At 77.5% G+C, this 12,099-nt stretch carries 8 protein-coding genes; 4 read left to right on the top strand and 4 right to left on the bottom strand.

Translation table 11 applies throughout. The features are described from left to right. The first annotated feature begins 2 nt into the window (after positions 1-2). Positions 3-1,517: an L-arabinose isomerase gene (gene araA / locus D0Z06_RS11560; protein ID WP_117377528.1), complete on the top strand. Its 1,515-nt coding sequence runs from the start codon at positions 3-5 to the stop codon at positions 1,515-1,517. Between the two features lie 197 nt (positions 1,518-1,714). Here araA and D0Z06_RS11555 read toward each other — a convergent pair whose 3' ends face one another. Together D0Z06_RS11555 and D0Z06_RS11550 are read right to left on the bottom strand one after the other, a co-directional pair. Next, positions 1,715-2,935: an arginine deiminase gene (locus tag D0Z06_RS11555; protein WP_117377527.1), complete on the bottom strand. Its 1,221-nt coding sequence runs from the start codon at positions 2,933-2,935 to the stop codon at positions 1,715-1,717. Between the two features lie 37 nt (positions 2,936-2,972). Next, positions 2,973-3,449, bottom strand: coding sequence for a DUF7144 family membrane protein (locus D0Z06_RS11550; RefSeq protein WP_199522257.1), 477 nt, complete (start codon positions 3,447-3,449; stop codon positions 2,973-2,975). A 145-nt stretch (positions 3,450-3,594) separates the two neighbouring features. Here D0Z06_RS11550 and D0Z06_RS11545 point away from each other — a divergent pair, with 145 nt between their 5' ends. Beyond that, positions 3,595-4,362 carry an SDR family oxidoreductase gene (locus D0Z06_RS11545; RefSeq protein WP_117377526.1) on the top strand — a complete coding sequence of 256 codons (768 nt, stop codon included), beginning with the start codon at positions 3,595-3,597 and terminating at the stop codon, positions 4,360-4,362. Between the two features lie 3 nt (positions 4,363-4,365). After that, positions 4,366-4,992, top strand: a complete 627-nt coding sequence (locus D0Z06_RS11540; RefSeq protein WP_117377525.1) for a hypothetical protein — start codon at positions 4,366-4,368, stop codon at positions 4,990-4,992. A 78-nt stretch (positions 4,993-5,070) separates the two neighbouring features. Here D0Z06_RS11540 and D0Z06_RS11535 read toward each other — a convergent pair whose 3' ends face one another. Then, positions 5,071-8,460: a BTAD domain-containing putative transcriptional regulator gene (locus D0Z06_RS11535; protein ID WP_158579955.1), complete on the bottom strand. Its 3,390-nt coding sequence runs from the start codon at positions 8,458-8,460 to the stop codon at positions 5,071-5,073. 180 nt (positions 8,461-8,640) lie between these two features. Between D0Z06_RS11535 and D0Z06_RS11530 the strand changes: the two genes are divergently transcribed. Beyond that, positions 8,641-10,107, top strand: coding sequence for an FAD-binding oxidoreductase (locus D0Z06_RS11530; RefSeq protein ID WP_117377523.1), 1,467 nt, complete (start codon positions 8,641-8,643; stop codon positions 10,105-10,107). Positions 10,108-10,378: 271 nt separating this feature from the next. On the opposite strand, the gene D0Z06_RS11525 is transcribed toward D0Z06_RS11530, so the two are convergent. Continuing rightward, positions 10,379-12,091, bottom strand: a complete 1,713-nt coding sequence (locus D0Z06_RS11525; RefSeq protein ID WP_117377522.1) for an FAD-binding oxidoreductase — start codon at positions 12,089-12,091, stop codon at positions 10,379-10,381. Between the last annotated feature and the right edge of the window lie 8 nt (positions 12,092-12,099).

Here is a 12,099-nt window from a genome sequence, read left to right as displayed (position 1 = left end):
TTGTGACGCGCACGGACCCCTACGCCGGGGCAGAGGTCTGGTTCCTGACCGGCAGCCAGGGGCTCTACGGCGAGGAGACCCTGCAGCAGGTCGCCGAGCAGTCCCAGCGGGTCGCCGCCGCGCTGGACGCGTCCGCCGCGGTGCCCGCCCGGGTGGTGTGGAAGCCGGTGCTCACCGACGCCGGTGCGATCCGCCGCGCGATGGGGGAGGCCAACGAGGACCCGGCCTGCCTCGGCGTCATCACCTGGATGCACACCTTCTCCCCGGCGAAGATGTGGATCGCCGGGCTCGACGCCCTGCGCAAGCCGCTGCTGCACCTGCACACCCAGGCCGACGCCGCCCTGCCGTGGGCGACGATCGACATGGACTTCATGAACCTCAACCAGGCCGCGCACGGCGACCGGGAGTACGGGTTCATCCTCACCCGGCTGCGCCAGCCGCGGACGACGGTCGCCGGCCACGTGTCGAACCCGCGCGTGCAGGCCCGCGTCGGCTCGTGGGTGCGGGCGGCCGCCGGCGCCGCCGCCGCCCGGTCGCTCAGGCTGGCCCGGTTCGGCGACAACATGCGCAACGTCGCGGTGACCGAGTCGGACAAGGTGGAGGCCGAGATCCGCTTCGGCGTCTCGGTGAACACCTGGGGCGTCAACGACCTCGTCGAGGTGGTCGAGGCGGTCGAGGACGAGGCCGTCGACGCCCTCGTCGAGGAGTACGGCGACCTCTACGACATGGCCGCCGACCTGCGGCCCGGCGGGGCGCGGCACGGCAGCGTGCGCTACCAGGCGCGCGTCGAGGCCGCGCTGCGGACCTTCCTCGAGGACGGCGGCTTCGGCGCCTTCACCACCAACTTCGAGGACCTCGGCGGCCTGCGCCAGCTCCCGGGCCTCGCCGTCCAGCGGCTGATGGCCGACGGCTACGGCTTCGGCGGCGAGGGGGACTGGAAGACCTCGGCGCTGCTGCACGTGCTCAAGGTGGCCGGGCACGGGCTGCCGGGCGGCACCTCCTTCATGGAGGACTACACCTACCACCTCGAGGGCGGGTCGCCGAAGATCCTCGGGGCGCACATGCTCGAGGTCTGCCCGACGATCACCGCCGAGCGGCCCCGGCTGGAGGTGCACCCGTTGGGCATCGGCGGCCGCGAGGACCCCGCCCGGCTGGTGTTCACCGCCTCCCCGGGCGCCGGCGTCGTGGTCGGCTGGTGCGACCTGGGCGACCGGTTCCGCTGGGTGGCGAACGAGATCGACGTCGTCGAGCCCGACGAGCCGCTGCCCAACCTGCCCGTGGCCCGGGCGGTGTGGCAGCCGCGGCCGGACTTCGCGACCGCGACCGAGGGCTGGCTGTCGGCCGGCGGGCCGCACCACACGGTGCTGTCCACCCAGCTGGACGCCGAGGAGCTCACCGACCTGGCCGAGGTGTTCGCCACCGAGCTGGTGCTCATCGACGCCGACACCACCCGGCGGTCGCTGGCCAAGGAGCTGCGCTGGAGCGCCGCCTACCACCGCCTCGCCGGGGGCCTGTAGGAGCACCACGCCCGCCCCGCCCGTCCCCCCGCCCGCCCCGCCGGCCGCCGGCCGCCGTGATCATGGGCTTCTTGCCGGGCAACGCGCCGCGACACGGCGTGCCGGCGTGCCGGATGCCCATGATCACGGCCGGCGGGGGCCGGAAGGGTGGCCGGAGGGGGCGGTCCGGTGGGTCCCCGGGGCGGCCGGGGTGAGGGTCACACCGGGTCGCGGGCGATGGGGCAGGACATGCACCGGGGCCCGCCGCGGCCGCTGCCGAGCTCGGAGCCGGCGATGCGCACCACCTCGATGCCGGCGGCCTCGAGCGCGGCGTTGGTGACGGTGTTGCGCTCGTAGGCCACGGCCAGCCGCGGTGCGAGCGCGAGGGTGTTGTTGCCGTCGTCCCACTGCTCGCGCTCGGCGGTCACCGGGTCCAGGCCGGTGTCGATGACCCGCAGCCGGTCGATGCCCATCGCGGCGGCCGCCGCCCGCAGGAACGGCTCGGGCCCGCGGACGGCGAGGTCGGTGCCGTCGCCGTCGTCGGCCGGCGCGTCGCCGGCGGTGACCGTCCAGGCGACCAGCGAGTCGGCGACCGCCGGGTACATGACCATGGCGTCGACGTCGACCATCGTCGCGATGGTGTCCAGGTGCATGGTCGCCCGCTGCTGGGCGATGGGGACGACGAGCACCGTGCGCGCCAGCCCCCGGGCGAACACCCGCCGGGCCAGCCGCTCGGCCCCGCCGGGTGTGGTCCGCTCGCCGACCCCCACCGCGACCACCCCCGGGGCCAGGAGCAGCACGTCACCGCCCTCGAGGTGCTCCAGCGAGGCGTCGTAGAGCTGCTCGGCGCCGGCGAAGCGCGGGTGGTGGGCGTACACGGCGGCGGTGATCGTGCTCTCCCGGTGCCGGGCCGGCATGGCCAGCGAGGTGACCGCGACCTGGTCGCCCACCCACACCGAGGAGTCGCGGGTGAACAGCAGGTTGGGCAGCGGGGGGACGACGAACTCGCCGCGGTCCATGACCTCGTAGGCCAGCCCGCGGCCGCCCGGCAGCTCGTCGTGCGCGAGGCCCGCCACCAGCACGGTGGCGAGGTCCTCGGGGGCCAGGCCGGCCAGGTGCTCGCGGGTCACCCGCTGCAGGGTGGCGCCCAGCCGCGGGTCGTCGACGGCCGCGGTGACGAGCTCCGCGCGGGCGGCGGGGAAGGAGAGGACCTCGGCGAGCAGCCGGTCCAGGTGCAGCACCTCGACCCCGCGGGCGGTGAGCGCCGCGGCGAACGCGTCGTGCTCCTCCTGCGCCCGCCGCACCCAGGGCACGCCGTCGAAGAGCAGCTGGTCGTTGTTGCGCGGGGTGAGCCGGCGCAGCTCGGCGCCGGGGCGGTGCAGCACGACGGTGCGCAACCGGCCGACCTCGCTGGTCGCGCCGAGGGGGGCGGGGTCCATGCCGGAAGGCTGGCACAGGGCCGCCCCGCCGGCTCCGTCAGCGCGCGGTGCGGACCTCCTCGCCGTGCACCGTGATCGCGTAGATGACCAGGATGTTGAAGGCGATCATCATGACCGACCACCACGGGTAGGCGGGCAGGAAGGCCAGGTTGACCAGGATGACGAGGACGGCGACGGTGATGCCGGCCAGCCGGGCGAACGCGTTGCCGAGGGTCAGCCCCCAGCCGGTGAGGACGGCGACCACCCCGAGCGCCAGGTGCACCCAGCCCCACACCTCGAAGTCGGCGCTGACCACCAGCCCGCGCCGGGTCACCGCGTAGAAGTCGTCGTCGAGCAGCGCGGTGAGACCCTGCATCACGGCGAACACGCCGATCAGGCACAGCATCACCGCCGCGAAGACCAGGTAGGCCGCCCAGCCCCGCGCCCGGTCCCCGCCCGCCCCGTAGGTGCCGATCCCCGCCTGCGCCTGCCAGTTCGCCTCCCGGCCCGGCTGGGGGGTGCCCTGCGCTGCCATCGCTCCTCCTGGTGACGAGGTGGTCTCCGGGCAGCCTCGACCGGTCCAGCGGCGCCCGCCTCCTACCGCGCGGACGATCCGGGACCGGGCCGGATAGGGTCCGCGGGCCGGGGGACGACGGCGTCCGCCCGGGTGAGGAGGCGGCGTGGACCTGTTCGACCTGACCGGCAAGGTGGCCCTGGTGACCGGGGGCACCCGCGGCATCGGCCTGATGATGGCCCGCGGGCTGCTGCAGGCCGGGGCCTCGGTGTACATCAGCTCGCGCAAGCCCGAGGCCGGGGAGGCCGCGGCCGCCGAGCTCGCGCCGTTCGGGCGGGTCGGGTCGATCCCGGCCGACGTCTCGACCGAGGCCGAGTGCCTCCGGCTGGCCGCCGAGGTCGGCGCCCGCGAGGAGCGGCTGCACGTGCTGGTCAACAACGCCGGCGCCACCTGGGGCGCGCCGTTCGCCGAGTTCCCCGCCTCCGCCTGGGACAAGGTGCTCGACCTCAACCTCAAGGCGCCGTTCTTCCTGACGCGGGCGTTCCTGCCGCTGCTGGAGGCGGCGGCGAGCGACGACGACCCGGCGCGGGTGGTCAACGTCGGCAGCATCGACGGGCTGCACGTGCCCTCGCTGCCCACCTACTCCTACTCGGCCAGCAAGGCCGCGGTGCACCAGCTGACCCGGGTGCTGGCCCGCGAGCTCGGGCCGAAGCGGATCACCGTCAACGCCGTCGCGCCGGGGCCGTTCGAGTCGAAGATGATGGCGGCCACGCTGGCCGCGCACGGGGACGAGATCGCCGCCTCCTCGCCGCTGGGCCGCATCGGCCGCCCCGACGACATGGCCGGCGTCGCCGTCTACCTGGCGAGCCGGGCCGGCGCCTACGTCACCGGCGCGGTCATCCCCGTCGACGGCGGCCGGGCGACCACGCTGTAGCCCGTGCGCGCGGTCTTCGACGGCTGGATCCTCGGCGTCGGCTCCGCGTCGGGGACCCGCGTGGTCGTCGGGCACTGGCCCCGCTCGCCGCTGGGGCCCCTCTCCGACGTCATGGTGCAGCGGCCCGAAGGGCACCGGCTCCTGCTGGCCCCCACCGCCGCGGCCGCCGACTTCGTCGCCGCCACCTACTCCTTCGACGAGGTGCGGGTGCTGCCGGTGGCCGTGCGGCGCCCGGACCCCGCGACCTGGGCGGTGACCGCCGGGCCGCTGGACCTGCGGGTGCGCACCGGGCGCCGGCCGCCGCTGGGGTGGCTGCTGCGCGCCGTCCCCCCGCCGCTGGCCCGCGCGCCCCGCTGGATCGGCCTGCTCGACCGCCCGGCGCGGCTGCTCACCGGGCTGCGCACCACCGGCTCGGCCGGCGGGGGGCGGCAGGAGTGGTACGGCGTGCAGGACCTGCACGCGGTGACCGGTGTGGCCGGGACGTGGGACGGCGAGCCGCTCGGGGCGCCGGCCGACGTGCGCCCGCCGGTGACCTTCGGGTTCGGCTCGGTGCCGCCGCGGCCGTCGCTGGCGCGGGTGACGACGACCGTGCAGCTGCCCGAGGGGGCGTCCGATGATCAGGTGAGCTGATCATCGGTGGTCCTGGCTCACCACCGGTGGTGAGCCAGGACCGGCAACGACCAGCTCACCTGATCATCGGCGCGCCCGTCAGGCCGACTGCGGGGCGCTCGGCCGCCGGCGCCGGGGACGACGGGCGACCTCCTCGGGCACCCGCGCCAGGTGCGACCCGGCCAGCGCCACCTGGTGCGGTGAGCCGACCAGCCGGCCCTGGCGCTGCGCGCCCAGCCAGAGCTCGCGGGCGGCCACGGTGTCGCCGCTGCGCTCGGCGATCCGGCCGAGCAGCTCGTCGTAGGCGCCGAGGGTGAACGACGGCGTCCCGAGCACCGCCTGCCGGCCGCGGAACGGGTGCAGCTGCACGGTGGCCATCTCGATCTCCGGCTCGTCGCCGATCTGCAGCGCGACCTCGGCCTGCAGCAGGGTGGCCACGTCGCTGGCCCAGTCCCGCACCTGGGCCTGCCCCCACCGCTTGCGCAGCCGCCGGGCCTCGGCCGGGTCCCCGGACTCGGCGGCCGCCACCACGGCCATGAGCTGCAGCAGCGGGTTGCCCTCGTCGCCGGTCTCGACCAGCAGGTCGATCGCCTCGGGCAGGCGGTGGTCGCCCCGGCGCAGGGTGAACTGGTGCGCCGCGTAGGCGTGCCGGGCGTGCGGGGTGACCCGGCGGTAGAGCTCGTAGGCCTCGGTGGTCAGCTCCTCGGCGCGCGCGGCGTCCCCGCGCAGCCAGGCGGCGCCGGCCTGCTGCCAGAGCACGTGCGGGCGGACCTCCGGCCCGGAGATCGAGATGGACAGCCGGCGGCCGGCGTCCATGTCCGCCTCGAAGCCGCGCAGGTCGCCCAGGTGCAGCCGGATCGCCGCCCGGTGCAGCCGGGCGTAGAACTCGGTGCGCCGCGGCAGCCCGCGCCCGGCCAGCCCGAGCGCCTCGTCGGTGGCCGCCAGCCGCAGCTCGGCGGCGCCGGGGCGGCCCCACACGGCCAGCGAGTAGTTGTTCAGCGTGCGGCCCAGCAGGTCTGCGTCGCCGACGGCCCGGGCGAGCTCGACCGCCCGCTGCGCGTACCGCGGGCCCCGCTGCAGGTCGGCGCTGAACGCCAGCTCCACGCCCAGCGTGCCCAGCAGCCGGGCGGTGAGCCGGTCGCGCTCGGCGGGGGTGGCCTCGGGCGCGATGTCGTCGGCGTGCTCGAGCAGGTCCTCCAGCAGGGCCACCATCTCGTCGTCCACCACGCCGTGCGGGCGCCAGTTCCACAGCGTCGGCGAGCCCCACACCGCGGCGGACTCCAGCAGGCAGCGGCGGTCGCCCAGCTCCCGGGCGACGGCGAGGGCCTCGGCGACCACCTCCCGGGCCTCGGTGCGCGAGCCGCTGCGCAGCAGGTCGTTGCCGAGGGTGGTGAGCAGGTCGTGACGGGTGCGGGCGGCGTCGGGCGCGGTCGGGTCGAGCAGCGACACGGCGCGGCGCAGGTGGGCGGCGGCCTCGCCGTGCGCCAGCCGGGCGCGGGCGATCCGCGCGGCCTCGGTGGACCAGCGCCGGGCCGCGTCCGGGCCGGTCACCGGCACCGCCTCGACGGCGTGGTGGGCCAGCCGCTCGACCAGCGTGTCGTCGGGGCGCCCGCCGGCCCGCTGCTCCAGCGCGGCGGCGACCCGCGCGTGCAGGCGGGCTCGGCGCAGCCGGGGGAGGTCCTCGTGCAGCACCTCCTGCACGAGCGCGTGGGCGAACCGCCAGGTCCACGGGTGGGTGCCCTCGACCACCAGGCCCGCGGCCAGCGCGCCGTCCAGGGCGGCCAGGGCCTCCTCGGCGTCCACGCCGGCCGCCTCCAGCAGGTCCAGCGGCACCTCCCGGCCGGCGACCGCGGCGAGCTCCAGCACCTCGCGGGTGCCCGCCGGCAGCCGGCCCAGCCGGCCCCGCAGCACCTCCCCGACCGAGGGCGGCACCGGCACGCGGTCCAGGTGCAGGTCGCGGGCGCCGGCCATCCAGCGGGCCAGCTCGACGACGAAGAACGGGTTGCCCGCGGTGCGGTCGTGCACCGCCTCGGCCAGGGTGCGGTCGCCGACCGAGCCGAGCGGGCCGGCCATGAGGGCGGCGACCGCGTCGGTCGACAGGCCCGCCAGGCGCAGCCGGCTGGCGGCGGGCTCGCGGGCCAGCCGGGCCAGGCAGTCGGTGACCGCCTCCGGCAGGTCCTCCCCGACGGTGCGCACGGTGACCACCACCAGCAGCGGCGCCCGCGGCAGGTGGCGGGCCAGCAGCCCCAGCAGCTGCACGGAGGTGGTGTCGGCGCCCTGCAGGTCGTCGAGGACCACCAGCACCGGCCGGGTCGCGGCCGCGGTCAGCCGGGCGCGGAGGTCCTGGAACAGCCGGAAGCGGGCGGCGTCGGCGTCGGCCTCCTCGGGCAGCGGGTCCAGCTGCGCCTGGCCCAGCTGCTCGAGCACCTGCGTCCACGGCCACAGCGGCGGGGCTCCGGCGTCGTCCGCGCAGCGGCTCCAGGCGACCGACCAGCCGGCCGACCGGCCGGCGTCGGCGGCGGCCTCGGCCAGCCGCGTCTTGCCGATCCCGGCCTCCCCGCCGAGGACGACGACGCCGGCCCGCCCGCCGGCCGCGGCGTCCCGGGCGGCGCGCAGGTGGGCCAGCTCCGGCTCGCGGCCGACCAGGGTCTCGGCGCCCGGCGCGGCGGCGGGCACCGGCGCGGGCGGGGGGACGACGGAGAGCACCGGGCGGGGCAGCCGCTCGGTGAGCTTCGGGTCCTGGGTGAGCACCGCCCGCTCCAGGTCGCGCAGCTCCGGGCCCGGGTCGATGCCCAGCTCGTCGCGCAGCAGCTCGGTGCAGCGGCGCAGCGCGTCGAGGGCGTCGGCCTGCCGGTCGGCGGCGTAGAGGGCGGTGACCAGGCGGGCCCACAGCCGCTCGCGCAGCGGGTGCTCGACGACCAGGCGCTGCAGGTCGGTGACGGCGGAGTCCGCGCGGCCCACGGCCAGCAGCGCGTCGCAGCGCCGCTCCCGGGCGCGCACGTGCAGCTCGGTCAGCCGCAGCCGGTCGGTGGCCGCGGTCGGGGTGTCGCCGAGCTCGGGCAGCGGCTCGCCGCGCCAGAGCTCCAGCGCCCGGTCCAGCAGCGCCACGCCCCGGGCCGGGTCGCCGACCTCGACGGCGCGGTCGCCCTCCTCGACCAGGGCGGTGAAGCGCAGGGTGTCGAGGTCGGCGGCGTCGACCTGCAGCAGGTAGCCCGGCGGGCGGGTGAGCAGCACCTTCGGTGCCTCCCGCGGGCCGCGGTCGGGCTCGAGCACCCGGCGCAGGTGGGAGACGTAGGCCTGCAGGGTGCCGGTGACGGTCGGCGGCGGCTCGTCGCCCCACAGGGTGGAGACGATGCGGTCGACGGCCACGGCCCGGTTGGCCTCGGCCAGCAGGAGGGCGAGCAGCGCCCGGGGCTTGGCACCGCCGACGTCCAGCGGCGAGCCGTCGGGACCCGTGACCTCGAGCGGCCCGAGGACGCGGTATCGCACGGGGCGGGATCCTCCCAGGTCGGGGCCGCCCGCGGGAGGCCTCCCGGCACGCCGCGGTGCCGCTACCGCGCTCAAGCGCGCTGCAAGTCCCGGTCAAGTGCGCCCGGGCACGCTCCCGGCGTCCCGATCGAGCAGCCCGCGGCGAGAGCGCCGCGCCCGTCCAGCGAGGAACCGCCCGCCATGCCCCAGGCCCCCGCCACCGTCCCCGCCCCGCGCACCGCCGCCGAGACCGCGCCGGCGATCGGCGCCGCCGACGTCGACGCGCTGCGCAGCCGCGTGCACGGCCCGGTCTACGCCGCCGGCGACGAGGGCCTCGCCGCCGAGGTGTTCGCCTGGAACCTCGCCGTCACCCACACCCCGGCGGTCGCGGTGGGCGCCACCTGCGCCGCCGACGTCGCCGCCGCCGTCTCCTGGGCCGTCGAGCACGGCCGGACGGTCGCCGTCCAGGCCACCGGGCACGGCCCCGTCCGCAACGCCGACGGCGCCGTGCTGGTCACCACCCGCCGCATGCAGGGCGTGAGCATCGACCCGGTCCGCCGCACCGCCCGCGTCGAGGCCGGCGTGACGTGGGAGAAGGTGCTCGCCGCCGCGGCCGAGCACGGCCTCACCGGGCTGTGCGGCTCGTCCTCCGGCGTCGGCGTGGTCGGCTACACCCTGGGCGGCGGGGTCGGCTCGCTCGGCCGGAAGTTCGGGTTCGCCGCCGACCACCTGCTGTCGGTCGACCTGGTCACCGCCGACGGCGCGCTGCGGACCGTCAGCGCCGACACCGAGCCCGACCTGTTCTTCGCCGTCCGCGGCGGGAAGGGCAACGTCGGGATCGTCACCTCGGTGGAGTTCGAGCTCGTCCCGGTCAGCACGCTCGTCGGCGGCGGGCTGTTCTTCGACGCCGCGGACGCCCCCGCCCTCCTGCACGCCTTCCGCACCTGGGCGCCGGCGCTGCCCGAGGAGGCGTCCACCTCGATCGCCGTCCTCCGGCTGCCCCCGGCCGAGGAGCTGCCCGGGCCGGTGCGCGGGCGGACCGTCGTCCACCTGCGCTACGCGTACTGCGGCGACGACCTCGCCGAGGGCGAGCGGCTCGTGGAGCCGATGCGCGGGGCCGGGCGGGCGCTGCTCGGCGGGATCGGCCCGATGCCGACCACCGCGATGGACGCCATCCACATGGACCCGAGGGACCCGATGCCCGGCTGGGAGAAGGGCATGCTGCTCGCCGAGCTGCCCGCCGAGGCGGTCGACGCCTTCCTCGCCGCCGCCGGCCCGCAGGTCGACGTGCCGCTGGTCATGGCCGAGATCCGGCTGATGGGCGGCGCGCTGGCCCGGCAACCGAGGGTGCCGAGCGCGGTCGCCGGCCGCGACGCCGCGTTCTCCGTGCTCGTGCTGGGCCCGGCGGTGCCGGAGCTGGCCGAGGTGCTGCCGCAGGTGGGCCGCGGGGTCCTGGCCGCGCTGGCGCCGTGGGCCGCGCCCGGCTGCATGGTCAACTTCCTGGGCGAGGTCAGCGGCCCGGCCGAGGTGGCCGCCGCCTACCCGCCCGCCGTCGCCGAGCGGCTGCTCGCGGTCAAGGCCGCGGTCGACCCGACGGGCGTCTTCTCCCACGGGTACGCCCTCGACCCGGCCGCGCCGGCACCCGCCGTCCCGGCCGGGCGTGCCTGACCCCGGCCCCCGCCGGCTGCCCCGCTCCCTGCGCCGCCGGCGGCGGCCGGTGGCGGCGCCCGACCCCGGGGACGGCGAGCCCCGTCCCCGGCCCCCGGCCGACCCCGAGGCCGGCACCGACTCCTCCGGACCCGCCGTGGACCCGCGGACCTGAGGGGGCTCACCGATGATCAGGTCACCTGGTCATCGGGGGTCCTGGCTCACCACCGGTGGTGAGCCAGGACCCCCACCGGTGAGCCGACCTGGTCATCGGCGGCCCGGGCCGCGTGGCTCACTCGGGCAGCAGGACGCCGGGGTTGCAGATCGCGTTCGGGTCCAGCCGCTCCTTGACCGCGCGCAGCACCTCCACCCCCAGCGGGCCGATCTCGCGCTCCAGCCACGGCCGGTGGTCGGCCCCCACGCCGTGGTGGTGGGTGAGCGTGCCGCCGGCGGCCACCAGCGCGTCGGTGACCGCCCGCTTGGCGCCCAGCCACTGCTGCAGCGGCAGGGCGTCGTCCCGGTCGGCCAGCACGGTCACGTACAGCGAGGCGCCGGTCGGGTAGGCGTGCGACACGTGGCTCAGCACCAGCGGCTGCTTCCCCGGCCGGCCGAGCGCGTCGCACAGCGCCCGGCGGACGGCGTCGTACACGGTGGGCAGGGCCGTCCAGGTGGCCGCCGTCTCCAGGGTCTCCACCAGCAGGCCGGCGTCGAGCAGCGAGTCCCGCAGGTAGGGCGCGCCGAACCGGTGCCGCCGCCAGGACTCGCCGACCCGGCCGCCCAGCGGCGCCGCCCCGCCGTCGCGCAGCACCGACGCCGCCGCCCGCACGCGGGCCCGCACCAGCTGCGGCAGCCCCTCCCAGCCGACGACCAGCAGGCAGCCCGCGCCGCGCCGCCGGGCCCGCAGCGACCCCCGCAGCGCCCGGGCGCCCATCCCCGACGCCATGAGCAGGTTCGCCCGCGTCTCGTCGCCGTCCGACAGCCGGACGACGTCGGGCAGCAGGTCGTGCCGCGCCAGCCGCTGCAGCGCCGCCAGCCCGCCGGCCCAGGTCCGGAACGACCAGCCCTCGTACCGGACCGCCCGCGGTCGCGGCCGCACCCGCAGCCGCAGCTCGGTGATCACCCCGAGCGCGCCCTCCGACCCCAGCGCCAGGCCGAGCAGGTCCGGCCCGGCCGCCGACGACGGCGGCGAGCCCAGCTCCAGCACCCCCGCCGGCGTGGCCAGCGTCAGCCCGGCCACCAGGTCGTCGAACCGGCCCACCCCCGTGGAGGCCTGGCCCGCCGAGCGGGTGGCCGCGTACCCGCCGAGGGTGGCGTACTCGTAGCTCTGCGGCAGGTGGCCCAGCGTCAGCCCGTGCCCGGCCAGCGCGTCCTCGAGGGCGGGCCCCCGCATGCCCGGCCCGACCGTGACCAGCGACGAGGGGACGTCGACGTCGCGGACCGAGGCCATCCGCCGCAGGTCCACCGACACCGACGGGCGGTCGTCGACGTCGATGCCCGACAGCCCGCCGACCACGCTGGTCCCGCCGCCGTAGGGGACGACGACCACGCCCATCTCGCTGCACGCCGCCAGCAGCGCCGCCGTCTGCCCGGTGTCGGCCGGGGTGGCCACGGCGTCCGGGGCGTCGGAGGCGTCGCCGGAGCGCCGGCGCAGCAGGTCGAGGTAGCTGCGCCCACCGGCGTGCCGCAGCCGCGCCTCCCGGTCGGTGCGGACGCCGTCCTCGCCGAGCAGGTCGACCAGCCGCTGCCGGCCCTCCTCGGCCAGCCGGGACGGCGGCAGCCGGATCTCCCCCACCGGCGCCGGGCGGGTCGAGCGCGGGGTCCAGCCCAGCTCGCGGGCCAGGTGCCGGCGCGCGGCCTTGGGCAGCACCTCGGCGAGGTCGGGGTAGGGAGCCAGCTCCAGCGTGCGCGCCTCCCCGCCGCCGTCGCCGCTCGCCGGCACCGTCGCGTCGCGGGGGCGGGCCGGGGGGCCCCAGCCCTGGATGGTCAGTTCGGGCAGCTCGGGCACGGCTACAG

Source organism: Geodermatophilus marinus (genome assembly GCF_003428645.1).
Taxonomy (GTDB): Bacteria; Actinomycetota; Actinomycetes; order Mycobacteriales; family Geodermatophilaceae; genus Geodermatophilus.
Note: the sequence above shows the minus strand (reverse complement) of the source record. Positions and strands in the feature narration are given on the sequence as shown.